Source organism: Macrococcus bovicus, from assembly GCF_030376725.1.
GTDB classification, from domain to species: Bacteria; Bacillota; Bacilli; order Staphylococcales; family Staphylococcaceae; genus Macrococcus; species Macrococcus bovicus.
The window spans coordinates 1,248,227-1,269,091 of sequence record NZ_CP128470.1 but is presented as its reverse complement, the minus strand read 5'-3'; the positions used below and the strand labels follow the sequence as shown (position 1 = coordinate 1,269,091).

Here is a 20,865-nt window from a genome sequence, read left to right as displayed (position 1 = left end):
CACAGGAGGCTACTATGGATTTAAAAGAGTATATTTCAGAAGTAAAGGATTGGCCGATTCCGGGCGTCAATTTCAAGGATATCACCACTATCATGGATAATGGAGAAGCATATCGCTATGCGACCGATCAGATTGTTGCCTATGCGAAGGACAAGCAGGTCGACCTTGTCGTCGGGCCTGAAGCACGCGGCTTCATCATCGGCTGCCCGGTCAGCTATGCGATGGGCATCGGCTTTGCACCGGTCAGAAAAGAAGGCAAACTGCCGCGTGAAGTCATTCGATATGAATATGACCTTGAATACGGGTCAAATGTGCTGACGATGCACCGCGATGCTATCAAACCAGGTCAGCGTGTACTCATCACAGATGATCTACTGGCGACAGGCGGTACAATCGAAGCGACTATCAAGCTCGTTGAGGAGCTCGGCGGCATTGTTGCGGGTATTGCCTTCATCATCGATCTGAAGTATTTGAACGGGATGGAGAAACTTAAGGGCTATGATGTTCTGTCTCTAGTCTCGTATGACGAAGAATAATGCGGCGGGAGCTGCTTTATTCTTTTTTGTTTATATTTATTTCTACTATATTTTATAGTATGATAAAAACACTATAAAAAGTGAGGTGATAGCGTGAATAACGAATATCCATATACAGCTGATGATGTACTTGCGATGACGCGCAGTTATCTGTCTGAAGAAGATTATCAGTTTGTTGTCAAAAGCTATCAACTTGCAGAAAAAGCGCATGAAGGCCAGTTCCGGAAGAATGGGCTGCCTTATATCATGCACCCGATTCAAGTTGCAGGTATTCTCGCTGAAATGAAGCTCGATGCACCTACTATTGTCGCCGGTTTTCTGCATGATGTAGTAGAGGACACACCCTATACCTACGAAAATCTGCAGACGATGTTCAATACAGAAGTGGCCACGATAGTCGACGGCGTGACGAAGCTTGAAAAAGTCAAGTACCGCTCAAAAGCAGAGCAGCAGGCTGAAAATCACCGCAAACTGTTCATTGCCATCGCGAAAGATGTGCGGGTCATTTTAGTCAAGCTTGCAGACCGTCTGCACAATATGCGGACGCTTAAAGCGATGCCTCATGAAAAACAGGTCAGAATCGCGAAGGAGACACTGGAAATCTACGCACCGCTGGCAAACCGTCTTGGGATCAGCACCATCAAATGGGAGCTCGAGGATATCTCTCTGCGTTATATCGACAGCATCCAGTATTTCCGCATCGTCCATCTGATGAAGAAAAAACGCAGCGAACGTGAAGAATATATACATAATGCGATAGAAAATATTCAGCATGAAATGGAGATCACGGATATTCATGGTGAGATCTCGGGTCGGCCGAAACATATCTATAGTATCTATCGCAAGATGGTCAAGCAGAAGAAACAGTTCGACCAGATCTTCGACTTACTCGCTATCCGGGTCATAGTGGACTCTATCAAGGACTGCTATGCTGTCTTAGGGCTGGTCCACACGCTCTGGAAACCGATGCCGGGCCGCTTCAAGGACTATATCGCTATGCCGAAACCGAACATGTACCAGTCGCTGCATACGACAGTTGTCGGACCTAACGGGGATCCACTTGAAATTCAGATCCGGACGAAAGAGATGCATGAGATTGCGGAGCATGGGGTTGCGGCACACTGGGCTTATAAGGAAGGGAAGCAGCTGGTCAATCCTGATGAAGCGAAGTCACTCAGCAAGATGGGCTGGATCGAAGAGATTGAGGAAGCGGATTCGACTTCTCTTGATGCGGAAGCATTTATGGAATCGCTGAAGTATGATCTTCAGAGCGATAAAGTGTACGTCTTCACGCCTGAAAGTGACGTCGTCGAGCTGCCGATCGGTGCAGTGCCGATTGATTTTGCCTATGCGGTGCATAGTGAAGTCGGCAACAAGATGATCGGCGCCAAAGTGAACGGCAAGATAGTGCCGATTGACTATGAGCTGCACACGGGCGATATCATAGAAATTCGGACCTCCAAGCATTCATATGGTCCGAGTCGGGACTGGCTGAAGATCGTCAAGTCATCGAGCGCTAAAAGCAAGATTCGCAGCTTCTTCAAGAAACAGGACCGTTCAAGCAATATTGAAAAAGGCAAGTTCATGATTGAGGCAGAAATCAAGGAGCAGAACTACCGTCTCGATGAAATCCTTACTGAAGAGAATCTGAACATGCTGAAGGATAAATATAATTTCAGCCATACCGACGATATGTATGCCGCAGTAGGTTTCGGCGGGCTTACCGCATCTAATGTAGTCGCCAAGTTATCCGAAAAGATTCGCATCAAACGTAAAGAACTGGCGCTGAACCAGGTGCAGGAAGTCAATAAATCCTTATCCTCAAAACCGCCTATTCAGACCGAATCCGGTGTGTATGTTGAAGGCATGGATAACATGCTGATCAAACTATCGAAATGCTGCAATCCGATTCCGGGCGATGAAATTGTAGGTTATATCACAAAAGGACATGGTGTCAAAGTGCATCGTACAGAGTGTCCGAATATCAAGGATGAGACAGAACGTCTGATTGATGTCAACTGGGTTGCAGCCATCAACCAGAATCAGACCTATCAGGTTGATCTCGAAGTGACGGCCTATGACCATAACGGACTGCTCAACGAAGTGCTCCATGCGGTGAACTCAACAAACGTCTCCCTTGTCCACGTGCATGGTCGTGCAGACATCGATAAGCATGTGAGGATCAATATCGGGATTATGGTCAAGAATGTAGCAGAACTTCAGAGAGTAGTGGATCGTATTAAACAGTTGAGCGATATTTATACGGTCAGCCGAATCTGGAATTAGAGGTGGCATATGAAAGTAGTATTACAGCGAGTGAGTCGTGCATCTGTAACGACTGATGAACATTTTGAAGCAATAGAACAAGGTTTTCTTCTCCTGGTCGGCATCGGGGAGGAGACAGTTGAGGCAGATTTAACGGCAATGGCTAAAAAAATCAGTACTGCACGTCTGTTTGAAGATGACATGGGTAAGATGAACCGTTCGATACAGGATGTTGCTGGCAGCATCCTGTCTATTTCGCAGTTCACTTTATATGCAGATGTCCGTAAAGGCAACCGGCCGAGTTTCACTAAGGCGCGGACACCTGATGAAGCAAGCAAGATGTATGACCAGTTCAATGAGCTGCTGCGCCGGGAGAACTTGACGGTTAAAACAGGTATATTTGGTGCGGATATGGCCATAGAACTCAGCAACGATGGCCCTGTGACCCTTATTTATGAGAGCCGGGACGGCAAGATTCAATGAAGCGGAACCGATTAATTCTCTTAGCTGCGCTGTTGGCAGGTATTCTTATGGCGCTGCTGATATTCTGGCTTGCAGCAGGCCGGTCAGGTGAGCGGACGTCTCTTAAGATGATTGAGGATGGTGAGCTGCGGACCGGTCCTCAGGCATCATATCCCGTCGTCTTTGATGTTGAGAAAGGCGACCGGCTTAAAATCATCAAGCATGAAGGCAAATGGTACTATGTAGGCGATAAGAAGAAGAAAGGCTGGATAGCCGGCTGGCATACCGACCTTAATATCGCCCCCGATACAGTGGCGACCGAGCACCCCTTTAAAAACAAGACGATTATTCTTGATCCCGGACATGGGGGCTCTGACCAAGGTGCGAGCAGTCAGACAGGTACGCTGGAGAAAGATGTGACGCTGAAAACGGCGCTGATGCTGCGGGATAAGCTGAAAAAAGAAGGCGCCAAGGTCGTGATGACACGGTCAACAGATGAATTTGTCAGTCTGGACGACCGTAAAGGGACCGGTGATCTCTTTGTCAGCCTCCACAGTGATGCTCTGAGTGACAAAGCACCGCACGGACTGACGGTCTATTACAGCCACGAATCGCAGAAGGTGCTGGCAGATACCCTGCATTTTTCCATCAAGAAAAAAGCACTGTTATCCGATCGTGGTGTCAGACAGGAAAAATTTCAGGTGATCGATCAGACCAGAATGCCGGCGGTACTCCTGGAGCTGGGCTACATCAGTAATCCGACAGATGAAAAGATGATGACTGACCCGCTCTATCGTCAGATTGTCACGACTTCTATCGTCGATGGCCTGAGAAATTACTTTGTCTATTAACTTGACTTTAATGCGGTGACGAAGTACTATGAATTTAACTGAAGATATGACCGCGTGAATCTATCAAGGTCTTTCCGTTTATTACTAGAGACATCTATGGTGCTGAAATTAGATGATTAAACGACTGACTGTGAACAATAGATGAGGTCGTTCTATGAAAGTAGAGCCGTCAGACAAACGATACTTGTCCTGAGAGTGGATACTTCGGTATCAATTAGGGTGGCAACACGGTCGATTCGTCCCTTATGCATGATGCATAAGGGGCTTTTTCTATTTTAAGGAGGATTATAATGATTAACATTCCGAGAGGGACACAGGATATTCTGCCTGCAGAAACACCGAAATGGCAGTACATTGAACGCCGCTTAGTGGAAATCGCTAAAAGCTATAATTACAAAGAAATTCGCACGCCGATTTTTGAGTCTACTGATCTTTTCGCACGAGGCGTCGGTGATTCGACAGATATCGTCCAAAAAGAGATGTATACTTTCACGGATAAAGGGGACCGCAGTATGACGCTTCGTCCGGAAGGGACAGCGGCAGTGGTCAGAAGTTATATCGAAAATAAGATGCACGGCCAGGCCAATCAGCCGGTCAAACTTTTCTATAACGGGCCGATGTTCCGTTATGAACGTAAACAGAAGGGGCGCTACCGTCAGTTCGTCCAGTTTGGTGTCGAAGTCATCGGCGCAGAGAATCCCGCAGTGGATGCGGAAGTGCTGCATATGCTCTATCATATCTATTCCTCTTTCGGCCTGAAGTCGCTGAAGCTCGTCATCAACTCAATCGGTGATATGGAATCACGCCAGGAATATAAGGCGGCACTGGTTGAACATTTCACGCCGCACATCGGTGCCTTCTGTCAGGACTGTCAGAACCGCCTCCATACCAACCCGATGCGGATACTGGACTGTAAAGTGGACCGTGAGCAGCCGGCTGTTAAGTCAGCACCCAAGATCACGGATTATCTGAATGACTACTCAAAACAATACTATGAAGCGGTCAAAGGTCATCTCGATCGCCTCGGCATCCCGTATGTTGAAGATGCTAATTTAGTCCGCGGACTGGATTATTATACGCATACGGCATTTGAGATGATGAGTGGAGCTGAAGGGTTCGGTGCTATCACCACCCTTTCAGGTGGAGGACGTTATAACGGTCTCCTCGAAATGCTCGATGGACCGAGTGAAACAGGGATCGGTTTTGCTCTCAGTATTGAGCGTCTGCTTCTTGCGCTTGAGGCGGAAGGGATAGAGCTCGATGTCGATGAGCAGCTTGACCTCTTTATTGTCACCATGCCGGAAACAGTGAATGAAACGGTTAAGCTGCTTGCTGAATTACGTACAGGCGGCATCCGGGCCGATATGGATTATCTGGACCGCAAGATGAAGGCACAGATGAAGCAGGCTGACCGTCTGAACGTGAAATATACATTTGTATTAGGCGGCGATGAACTGGCATCCGGTACTGTCAAATTGAAGGATATGTCATCGGGTGAAGTGGCAGATGTCAAAATTGAGGAACTGACCTCTTATTTGAAGGAGAGAAAATAATGGAGAAACGTACAACATACTGTGGGCTTGTCACAGAGGAATATATTGGACAGGAAATCGTATTACAGGGCTGGGTACAGAAACGCCGTGACCTCGGTGGACTGATTTTCATCGATCTGCGGGACCGTGAAGGCATCGTACAGATAGTTTTCAACCCGGATTTCTCAAAAGAAGCCCTTGAAGTGGCTGAGACACTGCGCTCTGAATATGTCGTAGAAGTGCGTGGCCAGGTGACGGCCCGCGATGCAGCGGTCATCAATCCGAAGATCAAGACCGGTAAAATTGAAGTGCAGGTGACAGCCATCAATATCATCAATAAAGCGGTGACGCCTCCTTTCCAGATTGAATCAGAAGTGGATGTCGCTGAAGATGTGCGTCTGAAATATCGTTATCTGGACTTACGCCGTGCGCCGCTTGCTGAAACGTTCCGCATGCGTCACCAGATCACGCGTGCGGTAAGAAACTACCTCGATGAGTCAGGCTTCTATGAAGTGGAGACACCTGTACTGACGAAGTCGACGCCAGAAGGGGCGCGGGACTATCTTGTTCCTTCTCGTGTGCATGAGGGTGAGTTCTATGCACTGCCACAGTCCCCGCAGATCTTTAAGCAGCTCTTAATGATCGGCGGCTTTGATAAATACTATCAGATCGTCAAATGTTTCCGCGATGAAGACTTACGTGCTGACCGTCAGCCTGAGTTCACACAGATAGACATCGAGATGAGTTTCGTTGATCAGGAAGATGTGATCGCCATGAACGAAGGCATGATGGCCCGTATCATGAAAGACGTTAAAGGCATCGACGTCCAGCTGCCGTTCCCGCGTATGACTTACGAAGAGGCGATGCGTGACTATGGTATTGATAAACCTGATACACGTTTTGACATGAAGCTGACGACATTGAATGACCTGGCTACGCATATGGACTTTAAAGTCTTCAAGGATGCTGTTCAGAACGGCGGAGCGGTCAAAGCGCTTGTCGTGAAAGAAGCGGCAGAGCAGTATTCTCGTAAAGATATCGATGTCCTGCAGGACTTTGCCAAGATTTACGGCGCAAAAGGGCTGGCGTGGGTCAAAGTAACAGCGGAAGGTCTGAACGGTCCGATCGCTAAATTCTTTGATGAAACCACAACGGCTGAACTTCTGGAGACCACACATGCTGAAGCGGGCGACTTAGTGTTATTCGTCGCGGATAAACTGGATGTAGTCAATGCCGCACTGGCGAACTTACGTAATAAACTGGGCAAAGAGCTCGGTCTGATCGATGACAATCAGTTCAATTTCCTCTGGGTCATAGACTGGCCGCTCTTTGAATATGATGAAGAAGCGGGCCGCTATTTCGCAGCCCATCACCCGTTCACTGCCCCTAAGAAAGAACATGTGGATATGCTGATGACGGATAAGGACAAAGTGCAGGCCAATGCTTATGACATCGTCCTGAACGGTTATGAGCTGGGCGGCGGTTCTATCCGTATCCACGACCAGGAAATGCAGGCGAAGATGTTTGAAGCGCTCGGCTTTTCAGAAGAAGAGGCAGAGAAACAGTTCGGTTTCCTTATGAATGCTTTCAAATACGGTGCGCCTCCTCATGGTGGTATTGCACTCGGTCTTGACCGAATGGTGATGCTGCTCGCTGGACGCACTAATCTGCGTGACGTCATCGCCTTTCCTAAGACGGCTTCTGCGACATGCTTACTGACAGATGCTCCGAGTGCGGTTGATACGGCACAGCTGGAGGAACTTAATCTCAAATTAAATCTGCAGGAAGATAAATAAGTTGCAATCCTGAATAAAAGTGCTATTATAGAGTCATAAGATGAATATCTGAAGAGTTCGACATTTGTTTTTCTATTTTGACCTAACACTTTTGATTAGGGAGCCAGATAGGTTTTCATGCTGAGCACACGCCTCTCCTGGAGGACGTGCAAGGTAAGAAACGGGGCACCCACCTGTTTATAGCAGGCCAAAATAATCAACTTAATAATGACGGCTCAGTTGGATATTATCGATTTACAGGACTTCGGTCCTGTATTTTTTTATGCATATATATGAGTGATATGGTAGGATATAGAGACGAAATATTAATGAAAGAGTGGGATAGAATGAAACATCAGTTTTCAAGAAATGAACTGGCATATGGGACAGAAGGCCTTGATCTCCTGAAGAGTAAGACCGTTGCCATTCTAGGTGTCGGCGGTGTCGGCTCATTTGCGGCAGAGGCCTTGGCCAGAACGAACATCGGCCATATTATTCTGATTGATAAGGATGATGTGGATATCACGAATGTCAACCGTCAGCTGCATGCTTTGACGACAACAGTGGGTCAGTCGAAAGTGACGTTGATGGAAGAACGTATCAAGCTGATCAATCCGGACTGTCAAGTCACACCGATGCATATGTTCTATACAGAAGAGACTTACGAGGAGCTTTTCAGTTATCCTATTGATTACATCGTTGACGCTTCTGATACCATCGTCTACAAGATTCACCTGATGAAGGAATGTCTGAAGCGAGGCATCAAAATCATTTCGAGTATGGGCGCAGCGAACAAAACCGACCCTACCCGCTTTAAGATTGCTGATATCTCTAAGACCCATACAGATCCAATGGCGAAAGTCATCCGTACACGTCTGAAGAAGGAGCGGATCACAAAAGGCATTCCGGTCGTCTTTTCTGATGAAAGCCCGATTGTGATTCGTGAGGATGTGAAGCGTTATGTCGGTAATCCGGATGCAGCGATTCGTAAGGCGCAGATGCCGCCATCCTCCAATGCATTTGTGCCTAGTGTAGTCGGTCTGATCTGTGCGAGTTATGTGGTCAATGATATTTTAAAAGACATTCCGGTGACACGCGTTAAAGATAAAGGCCAACAATAAACTTGAGGACTTAATTTTATTCAAGAACTGGCATGGGCCTCTAGATAAAGGCTGCCTAATGAAAAAAAGTGACAGCTGTCACTTTTTTTTCTGTCTGACAATATTATCGTAAATCTGTTTGAACTGCTGCTCGGATTTACTGGTCTCTCTGGGCTCATAATAGGTCTTATTCTTCAGCTTGTCGGGCAGATACTGCTGCTGAACATAGCCGCCCTCGTAGTTGTGAGGATATAAGTAACCGGTAGCATTGCCGAGGTCTTTCGCACCTTGATAATGGCCGTCCTTCAGATGTTTCGGGATATCACCAGACAGACCTTTACGGACATCACTGAGCGCGCGGTCTATGGCTGTGATAGCTGAATTGGATTTCGGGCTCAGACAGAGCTCTATGACCGCCTGCGAGAGTGGAATGCGGGCCTCCGGAAAACCGAGCCGTTCTGCCGCCTCTATTGCAGCAAGGGTTCTGGAAGCAGCCTGGGGAGAGGCGAGCCCGATATCTTCAAAGCTGATGACGAGCAGCCGTCTTGCGATGGTCGGCAGGTCGCCACCTTCAATCAGTCGTGCGAGATAGTGGAGTGCTGCATCGACATCACTCCCCCGGATAGATTTCTGAAATGCACTCATCACATCATAATGAAAGTCGCCGTCTTTATCGAAGTTAAAGGACGATTTCTGGAGACAATCTTCAGCGTCCTGGCGTGTGATATGAATCGGTTCATCAGCAGACAGCACAGCAAGCTCGAGAGCGTTCAGACTGGCTCGGACATCGCCGCCGGATGCCTGGACAAAATGGTCGAGCGCGGCGTCATCTATCTGAATGTCCTTATGGCCGAAGCCGTTTTCTTTGTCGGTCAGTGCACGGTTGAGTGCGCTGCGTATATCCTCCGGTGTCAAAGCGGTCAGTTCAAATATCTGTGTGCGTGACCGGATGGCGGGGTTGATGGCATGATAAGGGTTGGAAGTGGTGGCACCGATTAAAATAATTCTGCCATTCTCCAGGTGAGGGAGAAGAAAATCCTGCTTAGCTTTATCCAGCCGGTGAATTTCGTCGAGCAGGAGGATGACCTGGCCGGACATCTTTGCTTCTTCTGCCACTATCTGCAAATCTTTTTTAGTATCTGTCACCGCATTCAGCTGACGGAACTTGGCCGCGGTCGAGCCGGCAATGGCCCGTGCAATACTGGTCTTACCGGTACCAGGCGGTCCGTAAAGAATCATGGAAGATAGTCTTCTGGCGTCGACCATTCTTCTGATGATTCCTTTATCACCGACCAGATGTTGCTGACCGATGACATCGTCGATATTCTGAGGTCTCATTCTATAGGCTAATGGTTCCATAACGTGCCTCCTTTATATAAATATTACCTTATTTTGAGATGAGATGTGTTAAAATTGATTGTGAGAGGAAAAGGAGTAAGATGCATGAAAATTTCTACAAAAGGTCGATACGGCCTGACATTGATGATCAGCCTGGCCAAGCGGTACGGTGAAGGTGCCATCTCGTTGAAAACTATCGCAGAAGAAAATGAGTTAAGTGACCTTTACCTGGAACAGCTGGTCGGTCCGCTCCGCAATGCCGGCCTGATCCGCAGCATTAGAGGCGCAAAAGGGGGCTACCAACTGATGAAAGCACCATCTGACATTACAGCAGGTGATGTGATCAGGCTGCTGGAAGGGCCGATTACGCTTGTTGAGACGCTGGAAGATGAACCGCCTGCCCAGCAGCAGCTGTGGATCAAGATTCGTGATGCGGTAAAAGAGGTGCTGGATAGTACAACGCTTGAAGATTTGATGAACCACCGCGCTGAAGAAGTGATAGAGGGTTATATGTACTATATTTAAAAAACGGCTCAGTTCTGAGCCGTTTTTTTATGAAGTGATTTCTTTTAAGATCTGGTAGCTGCGCTTCAGTTTGTCTTGATCATAAATATAGGAGACGGCGATGATTTCATCGACCTGATATTCTTGCTGGAAGGCTTCGAACTGCCGTTTAATGGTTGCTTTCGAACCAATCAGACTCGTGGTGGTCCGTGACATGGCCATCAGTTTTTCCTGCGGACTCCAGATGGCATCGAGTTGATCAGTCGGGGGCTGCATCGGCTGTCTGGCATTTCTGATGATACTGAGGAACATCAGATGCATGCTGGAAGAGAGAAACTCCGCTTCCTCGTCTGTTTCAGCGGCAATGACATTCATTCCTACCATGACATAGGGCTCAGCCAGATATTTGGACGGAGTGAAGAGATTGCGATAAATGGCAATGGCTTCCCGCATCTGTTCAGGCGCAAAATGAGAGGCAAAGACGTAAGGCAGGCCCATACGTGCAGCGAGATGCGCGGAATCTGTTGATGAGCCGAGGATGAAGACGGGTACATTCGTATCAGCACCCGGATAGGCTCTGACATATCCCTGTGTCTCCTCAGGTCCGAAATACTGGAGAAGAGAAGCGACATCATCCGGGAAGGTATGGACAGAATCGTGCTGGCTACGGCGAAGTGCACTTGCTGTCAGCATATCAGTGCCGGGTGCGCGACCCAGACCGAGGTTTAAGCGGTTCGGGAAGAGAGTCTCCATCGTGCCGAACTGTTCAGCGACCACGAGGGGCGCGTGATTGGGCAGCATAATCCCTCCTGCACCCACCTGGATAGACTGTGTATGATTCAGCACCTGGTTGATTAAAATGACAGTGGCAGAGCTCGCAAGGTTCGGTGTATTATGATGCTCCGCAATCCAGAATCGATTGTAGCCGAGCTCCTCAACGTACTGCGCCAGGTCAACCACATTGTCAATGGCTTGTTTCGCATCTTCACCTGCTCTGATAGGTGCTAGATTGAGAACTGAAACGGGAACATTGATTGTATGCATGTTTTATCCTTCTTTCTGAAAATGGCTAAGACAATTTTAGCATTTAGAGGGTGGTAGACGTTATAGATATGCTTATGGATGAGCTGTCGCGCAGAATGAGCATGTGGTTTGGCGCGAGGCTGAACTCACACGCTTAATGACTTTTCATTTGGCGCGAAGCTGAGCTCACACGCTTAATGACTTTTCATTTAGCGCGAGAATCCGGTTTCAATCCTTTATCCTTCTGATCAGCTCTTCCATGTGCAGCAACTGAAACTCTGTACGATGGATTCTACATAATATCCCGGTTTCAACTAACTGACCGATACATGTCTGCAGCGTTCGCAGGCTGATCAGTTCACCAGTAAAAGTCATTATGTCTTTAATCTGAAAGTTTGTTCTATCATATAGCAGGCAGTAGTAAATGATATGCGCTTTAACCACTTCTGATGTAGAGGCAGAATACTGACACTTCGTACACAAAACAGTTTTCCTTGTCCTTTTCACCTCCAGTGAAAAACACTTCAGGCAGTGAAGGCCAGACGCCAATTCTTTAGTGTCCAGTTCTATTTTGTCAAAAGGAGACACCCGCATTCTGTCTCTATCAATCATATCCCTTAACATTAAATCCGCTCTAAACAGATTCTCACTCATATAACGCATCAGTTTACCTGGTGTCATAAAAGGGTCATCCTGCTTAAGTCCATAAACATGACTCGCTATATTTGTCCAGACGATAAACCCCCAGACAGGCACTCTGAACCCGCGTTGCCTCAAATATTTCTCCATCAGTCCACGAGTACGTTCAAGCTGATAGAAAGGATTTGAAGCTTGCTGACCATCATTGAAATACCAGATATTCTCACGGATTACATAGTCGCTGGAATGATGTTTCACCTCCAGAACAGTCACCCGTTCTGCGGCAATAACTATAAAATCCAGCTGAATAATCGACCCGTCAATCTCCAAAGTCACGTCCTCTAACACCATCTTTTCATCGATCAGCTCTCTCACCATCTTTTCGCCTGATATACCTTTACGCTCTCTTTCAAGCTGGCGTACATCTGTTTCAGCACGGCTATGTAAGAGCTCCAGCATTAAAAGTTTCCGTTTCAAAAAAACACCTCCATTCAATAATCGTTAAGAATCCACGGAATTATTTATTAATTTTTGTAAAGTTTCATAATGTGGTAATTTCATTCAAACGATGCTAATATAGAGTATTGAAAAAAAGGAGGTCTTCTTGAGATGGAAGTTTATGCAGATTATTCAGCAACAACACCTGTAGCACCCGAAGTCAGTGCGGCGATGATGGAAGTATATGAGAACACTTATGGCAATCCATCATCCATTCATAAGACGGGGCGGGCGGCACGTCATATCGTCGACAGTGCACGACGTGAAATAGCTGGCTTACTGAATGCAGAGCCGAAGGAAATCATGTTCACGAGCGGTGCGACAGAATCGAATAACACTGCGATCAAAGGGACCGCTTATAAACGCCAGCATCTCGGCAGACATCTCATCACCTCGCAGATCGAGCATCATTCAGTCCTCCATGTCTTTCAGCATCTGGAGAAGGAAGGATTCGACGTCACTTATCTGTCCGTCAATGATTACGGTGAAGTGAATATCGACTCATTAGAGCAGGCGCTCAGACCGGATACGATTCTCGTCTCTATCATGTTCGGTAACAATGAAGTAGGGTCTATACAGCAGATCGACGAAATCTCGGGGCTTCTGAAAGACCATCAGGCGTATTTTCATACAGATGCAGTCCAGACAGCTGGCCATCTGCCGCTTGATGTGAAAGAACTGGGCGTCGACCTTCTCAGTCTGACCGCACATAAATTCTACGGCCCAAAAGGCATCGGTCTTCTCTACATCAGACAGGGGACAGAACTTGAATTTCAGCAGCTGGGCGGTTCCCAGGAAACGAAGCGCCGCGCAGGTACTGAAAATGTGCCCCTGATCAAAGGAATGGCGACGGCCCTTGCGCTTGCCGCAGCAGACATGGATGCACGGAATGTCAGACTGATGCAGCTGAAGGAATATTTCCTGAACGCACTGCAGGAGCGCACTATCCCCTTTGAAATGAACGGCAACAAGAATATGCAGCTGCCGCATATCACGAATCTGTACTTTCCGTTCAGCGACGTTGAGATCATGCTGACGTTGCTTGATATGGCAGGGGTCTATGTCTCCAGCGGGTCAGCCTGTACGGCAGGCTCGATTGAACCCTCACACGTGCTGACCGCTATGTTCGGAGAAGATAAACGGACGAAACAGTCGATCCGTTTCAGTTTCAGCTATGCGATGAAGGAGGAAGAAATCGACTATATCGCCGATCAGCTCCTTAAAATATACGAAATGAATAAAGAAAGAAGCGAATAAACATGACAAATGAAAACACAAAAGTCGTCGTCGGCATGTCCGGCGGTGTCGATAGCTCAGTGACCGCACTGCTTCTGAAACAACAAGGCTACGATGTTATCGGTATTTTTATGAAAAACTGGGATGATACGGATGAAAATGGTGTCTGTACAGCGACGGAAGACTATGAAGATGTGATCGCCGTCTGCAATCAGATCGGTATCCCGTATTATGCCGTCAACTTTGAAAAAGAGTACTGGGACAAAGTATTTACTTACTTCCTGGATGAATATAAGAAGGGACGCACTCCTAACCCGGACGTGATGTGCAACAAAGAAATCAAGTTCAAGGCGTTCCTCGACCATGCCTTAAAGCTCGGCGCAGATTACGTGGCGACCGGTCATTATGCCCAGATCAGACGTCATGATGACGGACATGTGGAAATGTTGCGGGGGAAAGATTCAAACAAGGATCAGACTTATTTCCTGAATCAGTTATCACAGGACCAGCTGAAGCACGTCATGTTCCCGCTCGGACATCTGGAAAAGTCTGAGGTCCGTCGTATTGCCGCAGAAAATGATCTGGCGACAGCGAAGAAAAAGGATTCGACAGGCATCTGTTTCATCGGTGAACGTAATTTCAAGGATTTTCTCAGTCAGTATCTGCCTGCACAGAGCGGCCGCATGGTGACACTGAGCGGCGAACCGATGGGTGAACATGCAGGTCTGATGTATTATACGATCGGTCAGCGTCACGGTCTAGGTATAGGGGGCGACGGTGACCCGTGGTTTGTGGCGGGTAAGAATCTTGAAGAAAATGTTCTCTACGTTGAACAAGGATTCCATCATGATTCACTGTACAGTGATTACTTGATCGCCTCTGATTTCAGTTTTGTCAATGCTGTGGATTTCACAACGTCGCTTGAATGCACGGCGAAATTCAGATATCGTCAGCAGGATACGAAAGTGACAGTGGAGAAGATTTCAGCTACTCAGCTGAAAGTCACATTCGCAGAACCCGTACGGGCTATCACGCCTGGTCAGGCAGTTGTCTTCTATGAGGACGCCGTCTGTCTCGGTGGGGCGACAATTGATGAGGTCTATAAACATTCAGGACAGCTCACATATGTCATATAAAGAAGACGAAAGTCTTCTTTTTTTGATATAATGGCAGGAAAATGGAGGGTATTATGAACGACGGAATATTAGTAGAACTGATCAAAAGCAAACAATACGACAAAGCACTGGAACTGCTGTTTAAGGCGATAGATGAAGAACCGGCAGAAGCCAATCATTATATCAATGCGGGCACCATTCTCGCGGATGCCAACAAGCTGGAAGAAGCGGAACGCTTCTTCCAGAAGGCGCTGACGCTGGACGAGACGCATGGGGGCGCTTATTATGGACTGGCCAATATCTACTTCAACCATGAACGCTATCAGGAATCGGCGACACTGTATCAGAAAGCCGTGGCGCACGGACTGGAGGATGCAGATACGTTCTATATGCTCGGTATGTCGTTTGTCAATCTGGGTGATTTTAAGACAGCGATGCCTTATTTGATGCGTAGCTATGAGATGAAACCCGCTGACACTGAAGTCGGTTTTCAGTACGGGCTTGTGCTCTGTCAGCTCGAAATGTACAGTGAGGCAGTGACTGTTCTGACTGAAGTGCTGGCAGAAGAGCCTGACCATACAGATGCGCGCTATAATCTGGCACTTGCCCGTTATATGCAGGATGAGGACATCGAACAGGCGCTTGACAGTTTTCGGGAGATCACTGAACTGCAGCCGGATCATCTGCTGGCCGGGCATGCCATTAAGATGTTTGAGCAATTGAAGGAGGGTTAAGATTGGAGAACATGTCTTTATTCGAACAGTCCTATATTAAAGGCACAGTCACTCGTCTTCTTTTTCAGAATGCAGACAATTATTATACCGTGCTGAAAGTAGAAGTCCTGGAATCGAATGAAGACTTTGACGAGGAAGCGACGGTCACCGGTTATCTGCCGCATATCGGAGAAGGTGATACCTATACATTTACAGGCAAGATAGTCACGCATGCCAAGTATGGTAAACAGCTCTCCGCTGACAAATTTGAGAAAGATATGCCGCAGACAAGAGAAGGTATCATCCATTATTTGTCGAGCGATCTGTTCAAGGGGATCGGGAAGAAGCTCGCACAGCAGATTGTGGATACGCTCGGAGAAGATGCCCTGACACAGATTATGAATGATAAGGAAGTCCTGAACCGGGTACCGAAGCTCTCGAAGGATAAGCAGGAGATGATCTACCGGACGGTGAGTGAAAATCAGGCCATTGAGAAGACGATGATCCGACTGAACGAGTGGGGTTTCGGCCCGCAGCTTGCGATGAAAATCTTTCAGTTCTATAAAGAAGAGACGCTGAAAGTCATCGAGCAGTCCCCTTATCAGCTTGTGATGGATATTCAGGGGATTGGTTTTACGAAAGCGGATGAACTGGCCAGAAAACTGGGCATTGCAGGCAGTCACCCCGAAAGGCTGCGTGCGGCACTTGTCTTTACACTGGAGCAGGCATGTCTGCAGAATGGCCATACCTATGTTGAGGAACAGGCTTTACTGGAAGCAGCGTATCATATATTGACCGCTTCAGGCGAAGACGTTGATTCCGGTCTACTCGTCAACAAGCTGACTGAACTCAGTGAGGAAAAGATAGTGGTGAATGACCAGAACCGTATCTACATGCCGAGTCTCTTCTTTTCGGAGGTGAAGACCGTCCAGATTCTGCACCGTCTGCATCAGACAGAGGATAAGGTCAAGCAGTTTGAGCAGTCAGAAGTGCTGCTCGCAATCGGTGAACTGGAGGCGCAGTTCGATGTGACTTATGCTGAAAAACAGCGTGAGGCACTTGAGACAGCGATGAGTCATAAGATGATGATTCTCTCCGGGGGGCCAGGGACCGGAAAGACGACAGTGATACGCGGGATTGTGAATCTATATGCTGAACTTCATGGTCTCAGCCTTGACTATAAGGACTATGAAGGCACGGATTTTCCTGTCGCTGTCGCAGCACCGACAGGACGTGCATCTAAACGTCTGTCAGAATCCACTGGTCTGGAGGCGACGACTATCCACCGGCTGATCGGCTGGACTCGTGAGAATAAACCGGATGATATCCTGGAAAACGATATATCGGCGAAGCTTGTCATCATTGATGAGATGTCGATGGTCGATACGTGGCTGATGTTCCAGCTGATGCGTGCCGTGCCGAACGATTGCCAGATCATCTTTGTCGGTGACCAGGATCAGCTGCCGTCAGTTGGGCCGGGCCAGGTCTTCCGTGACCTGATTGATTCCAGGATCATGCCGCAGGTTGAACTTGCGGAGGTCTATCGTCAGCAGGAAGGCTCATCGATCATTGAACTTGCCCATCAGATCAAGAAGAATCAGCCCTTTGATATTTCGGCGAGATACAATGACCGTTCATTTATACCATGCCGAACGGAGCAGATTCCCTCTGTTATCAATCAGGTGGTCTCAAAGGCTGTGGATAAGGGCTATGACATGCGGGACATCCAGGTGCTGGCTCCTATCTACAAAGGTAAAGCAGGCATCAAATTCCTGAATAAGGAGCTGCAGCAGATTCTTAATCCGAAAGAAGAGGACAAACGGGAGCTCGAGTTCGGTGATGTCGTATACCGGGAGGGCGATAAAGTGCTGCAGCTGGTCAATCGGCCGGAAGATAATGTTTTCAACGGTGATATCGGTGAGGTGGTCGGTATTTTTATGGCAGCAGAAAATGCGCTGAACAAGGATGTCGTCATCGTGGACTATGACGGCAATGAGGTGACCTACACGAAACAGGATCTCACTGAACTGACCCACGCCTACTGCTGTTCCATCCATAAGGCTCAAGGCTCTGAATTTCCGATTGTGATTATGCCGGTCGTCAAAGCCTATTACCGCATGCTGCAGAAAAACATCCTTTACACCGGTCTGACGCGTGCCAGACAATCCCTTGTTCTCTGCGGGGAACGCCAGGCTTTTGAGGACGGGATCCAGAGGATGGGTCTCGAGCGCATGACGTCCTTCGCTATGCATCTGCGGGATTACTTCGGCAGCGAGGAAACTGATATCCCGGTCGGTGAGATGACGGCAGAGAATATGCATCTGATTTCACCGATGATCAATATGGACGGGATTTCTCCCTATGACTATGAAACAGTTGACGCATGACGATGAAATTCATATAATTTAGATATTCAGTATAAGAGGAGTAGGAGCGACGCTGAACTTGAGAGACATGCCGGCTGGTGAGAGGCATGCAGGAAGCTCTGAACGCTGCTTATACAGTGTAAACGAATAGAACTATGAGTGATGACTTGGTCATAACTAGGGTGGTACCGCGAACACGTTCGTCCCTTTCTGAGGGATGGACGTGTATTTTATTTTAAGGGAGAGATTGGATGAAACGTTTAACAGCAGCAGAAATCAGACAGATGTATTTAGACTTCTTTGTAGAAAAAGGACATATGATAGAACCATCAGCACCACTCGTACCGATTGATGACGATACCCTTCTCTGGATCAATTCAGGGGTTGCGACGCTGAAGAAATATTTTGATGGCAGAGTGATTCCGGCGAACCCGAGAATCACGAATGCGCAGAAGTCAATCCGGACAAATGATATTGAGAACGTCGGCTTCACAGCACGTCACCATACATTCTTCGAGATGCTCGGCAACTTCTCTATCGGCGATTACTTCAAGAAGGAAGCAGTGGCATTTGCCTGGGAATTTCTGACGAGTGAGAAATGGATGGCCATTGAGCCGGAAAAACTGTATGTGACCATTCATCCGGAAGACACAGAAGCCTACGATATCTGGGTGAACGATATCGGACTGACAGACGACCGTATCACACGCATAGAAGGCAACTTCTGGGATATCGGTGAAGGGCCTTCTGGACCGAATACTGAGATTTTCTATGACCGGGGTGAAGCATACGGCAAGGACGATCCGGCTGAAGAAATGTATCCGGGCGGCGAAAATGAGCGCTATCTGGAAATCTGGAACCTGGTCTTCTCTGAGTTCAACCATAATCCGGACCATACGTATTCACCACTGCCGAAACAGAACATTGATACGGGTATGGGACTTGAACGTATGGCGAGCGTCTCGCAGAATGTTCCGACGAACTTTGACACCGATCTCTTCCTGCCGATCATTCAGGAGACAGAGCGCATTTCTGGCCGTTCATATGGTGTGGATAAAGATCAGGACGTCGCCTTCAAAGTTATCGCAGACCATATCCGGACAGTAGCCTTTGCGATTGGTGACGGGGCACTGCCATCGAATGAAGGAAGAGGATACGTCCTCCGTCGCCTGCTCCGCCGTGCAGTCCGTTTCGCTCAGAAGCTGAACATCAATGAACCGTTCATGTATCAGCTCGTTGATATCGTGGCTGCCATCATGAAAGCTTATTATCCATCAGTCGAAGAACAGAAAGATTTCATCAAACGGGTCATTAAATCTGAGGAAGACCGTTTCCATGAAACATTGGAGGAAGGTTTAATCCATTTCAATCGTCTGAAGGAGACGGCAGAGGGTGAACTGAAAGGTGAAGATGTCTTCAAGCTGTATGATACATTCGGTTTCCCGGTTGAGCTGACAGAAGAACTGGCTGAAGAGAGCGGCCTGACAGTCGATCATGCAGGATTTGAAAGCGCAATGGCTGAACAGCGGACGCGTGCCCGCGAATCACGTCAGCAGACGCAAAGTATGCAGGTACAGAATGAAACGCTTGCTAATATCACGACACCAAGTGTATTCGTGGGCTATGAGACTCTGGAAGCAACGACAGAAATAGAAGATATTCTGGTTGACGGCGTCCTCACGGATTCAGCCGAAAGCGGCGACGTCATCCAGTTTGTCCTGCGGGAGACGCCTTTCTATGCAGTAAGCGGTGGTCAGATTGCGGATACCGGGCTGGTCAGCCATGATGACTTTGAAGTTGCAGTGACAGAGGTCGTTAAAGCGCCGAACGGCCAGAATTTACACACGGGAACGGTCAAATTCGGCCGTGTACACCGGGGGGCGACAGTCCTGGCGAACGTCAACCCTGAATTCCGCCACTCTATCATCAAAAACCATAGTGCAACTCACTTGATGCACGCAGCCTTGAAACAAGTGCTTGGCACGCATGTCAATCAGGCGGGCTCACTCGTGACACCAGACCGTCTGCGCTTTGACTTCTCACACTTCGGTCCGGTGACACAAGAAGAACTGAAGCAGGTGGAAGCGATTGTCAATCAGAAGATCTGGGGGAATATTCCTGTCGTGATTGAACAGATGCCGATTGCACAAGCGAAAGAAAAAGGCGCGATGGCACTGTTCGGAGAGAAGTACGGTGAGGTGGTTCGGGTTGTCGAAATGAGCGACTTCTCAATTGAGCTGTGCGGCGGTGTCCATGTACGGAATACTTCAGAAATCGGCTTGTTCAAGATTGTCTCAGAATCAGGCACAGGTGCAGGCGTCAGACGTATAGAAGCGGTAACCGGTCAGGCGGCCTTTGAATTCCTTACTCACTTTGAAGCAGTGGCAGATCAGCTGGCTGCGACATTAAAAGTGAAACATGCAGACCAGCTTGAAGCGAAAGTGGAAGAACTCGTTCAGACAGAGAGACAGCTGACTAAAGAGCTTGCAGATACGAAACGTGAACTGACGAACTTGAAGGTCGGCGATATTACGACACTGACTGAAGACTTAGGCGGCATCCGGACTTTAGCGCTGGAAGTCGAAGCGGCTGACGCGAAGGCGTTACGTGATCTGATGGATGACTATAAGTCTAAGCTGCCGGATACAGTGATCTTCCTGATTGCAAAATCAGATAAACTCAGCTATATGGCCACTGTTGCTCAATCCTTAACGGACCGTGTCAAAGCCGGCGACCTGATTAAAGGTGTGGCCGGTGTGACAGGCGGTAAAGGAGGAGGCCGTCCTGATTCTGCGCAAGGCGGCTCAAACGACCCTTCTAAAGTGACAGAAGCATTACAGTTTGTTAAAGAACACATTAAATCGCTATAATTTATCGAACATTTAAGATATGATACAATGTGAACAAATGTA

Annotated in this window: 16 protein-coding genes and 1 other RNA gene; 14 read left to right on the top strand and 3 right to left on the bottom strand. The window is 47.9% G+C overall.

All coding sequences use genetic code 11. The annotated features are described in order from the left end of the window. Positions 1–14: 14 nt before the first annotated feature. The 8 genes from QSV55_RS06925 (at position 15) to QSV55_RS06890 (ending at position 8,542) form a co-directional block, all read left to right on the top strand. A complete protein-coding gene (locus QSV55_RS06925; RefSeq protein WP_133450851.1) occupies positions 15–536 on the top strand; it encodes an adenine phosphoribosyltransferase in 522 nt (173 codons plus the stop codon). 93 nt (positions 537–629) lie between these two features. Continuing rightward, positions 630–2,822, top strand: coding sequence for a RelA/SpoT family protein (locus QSV55_RS06920; RefSeq protein WP_289649613.1), 2,193 nt, complete (start codon positions 630–632; stop codon positions 2,820–2,822). 9 nt (positions 2,823–2,831) lie between these two features. Continuing rightward, on the top strand, positions 2,832–3,284 hold the full coding sequence (gene dtd, locus QSV55_RS06915; RefSeq protein WP_289649612.1) for a D-aminoacyl-tRNA deacylase: 453 nt from the start codon (positions 2,832–2,834) through the stop codon (positions 3,282–3,284). Continuing rightward, on the top strand, positions 3,281–4,114 hold the full coding sequence (locus tag QSV55_RS06910) for an N-acetylmuramoyl-L-alanine amidase (protein WP_289649611.1): 834 nt from the start codon (positions 3,281–3,283) through the stop codon (positions 4,112–4,114). Before dtd ends, QSV55_RS06910 begins: the two co-directional genes overlap by 4 nt. Before the next feature lie 290 nt (positions 4,115–4,404). Beyond that, the gene (hisS, locus tag QSV55_RS06905; protein ID WP_289649610.1) at positions 4,405–5,667 is read left to right on the top strand and encodes a histidine--tRNA ligase; all 1,263 of its coding nucleotides are present in this window, start codon (positions 4,405–4,407) and stop codon (positions 5,665–5,667) included. Continuing rightward, entirely contained in the window at positions 5,667–7,442 is a 1,776-nt protein-coding gene (aspS, locus tag QSV55_RS06900) for an aspartate--tRNA ligase (RefSeq protein ID WP_289649609.1), read from the top strand. The genes hisS and aspS overlap by 1 nt, the downstream gene beginning before the upstream one ends. Before the next feature lie 42 nt (positions 7,443–7,484). Beyond that, positions 7,485–7,672, top strand: a non-coding RNA gene (ssrS, locus tag QSV55_RS06895) — 6S RNA. A 96-nt stretch (positions 7,673–7,768) separates the two neighbouring features. Further along, positions 7,769–8,542 carry a tRNA threonylcarbamoyladenosine dehydratase gene (locus tag QSV55_RS06890; protein ID WP_289649608.1) on the top strand — a complete coding sequence of 258 codons (774 nt, stop codon included), beginning with the start codon at positions 7,769–7,771 and terminating at the stop codon, positions 8,540–8,542. A gap of 78 nt (positions 8,543–8,620) precedes the next feature. Here QSV55_RS06890 and QSV55_RS06885 read toward each other — a convergent pair whose 3' ends face one another. Then, positions 8,621–9,880: a replication-associated recombination protein A gene (locus QSV55_RS06885; protein ID WP_289649607.1), complete on the bottom strand. Its 1,260-nt coding sequence runs from the start codon at positions 9,878–9,880 to the stop codon at positions 8,621–8,623. 84 nt (positions 9,881–9,964) lie between these two features. Between QSV55_RS06885 and cymR the strand changes: the two genes are divergently transcribed. Further along, a complete protein-coding gene (cymR, locus tag QSV55_RS06880) occupies positions 9,965–10,384 on the top strand; it encodes a cysteine metabolism transcriptional regulator CymR (protein ID WP_289649606.1) in 420 nt (139 codons plus the stop codon). A gap of 27 nt (positions 10,385–10,411) precedes the next feature. On the opposite strand, the gene QSV55_RS06875 is transcribed toward cymR, so the two are convergent. Beyond that, a complete protein-coding gene (locus QSV55_RS06875) occupies positions 10,412–11,407 on the bottom strand; it encodes an LLM class flavin-dependent oxidoreductase (RefSeq protein ID WP_133450842.1) in 996 nt (331 codons plus the stop codon). A 207-nt stretch (positions 11,408–11,614) separates the two neighbouring features. After that, on the bottom strand, positions 11,615–12,502 hold the full coding sequence (locus QSV55_RS06870; protein ID WP_289649605.1) for a nuclease-related domain-containing protein: 888 nt from the start codon (positions 12,500–12,502) through the stop codon (positions 11,615–11,617). 132 nt (positions 12,503–12,634) lie between these two features. On the opposite strand from QSV55_RS06870, the gene QSV55_RS06865 reads away from it, so the two are divergent. From QSV55_RS06865 to alaS, 5 genes are all read left to right on the top strand, one after another. Then, positions 12,635–13,780, top strand: a complete 1,146-nt coding sequence (locus QSV55_RS06865; RefSeq protein ID WP_289649604.1) for a cysteine desulfurase family protein — start codon at positions 12,635–12,637, stop codon at positions 13,778–13,780. A 2-nt stretch (positions 13,781–13,782) separates the two neighbouring features. Next, positions 13,783–14,895: a tRNA 2-thiouridine(34) synthase MnmA gene (gene mnmA, locus QSV55_RS06860; RefSeq protein WP_289649603.1), complete on the top strand. Its 1,113-nt coding sequence runs from the start codon at positions 13,783–13,785 to the stop codon at positions 14,893–14,895. Positions 14,896–14,945: 50 nt separating this feature from the next. Continuing rightward, entirely contained in the window at positions 14,946–15,608 is a 663-nt protein-coding gene (locus tag QSV55_RS06855) for a tetratricopeptide repeat protein (RefSeq protein ID WP_289651062.1), read from the top strand. Positions 15,609–15,610: 2 nt separating this feature from the next. Further along, a complete protein-coding gene (gene recD2, locus QSV55_RS06850) occupies positions 15,611–17,974 on the top strand; it encodes an SF1B family DNA helicase RecD2 (RefSeq protein WP_289649602.1) in 2,364 nt (787 codons plus the stop codon). A gap of 230 nt (positions 17,975–18,204) precedes the next feature. Beyond that, positions 18,205–20,823, top strand: a complete 2,619-nt coding sequence (gene alaS, locus QSV55_RS06845) for an alanine--tRNA ligase (protein WP_289649601.1) — start codon at positions 18,205–18,207, stop codon at positions 20,821–20,823. Positions 20,824–20,865: the final 42 nt, after the last annotated feature.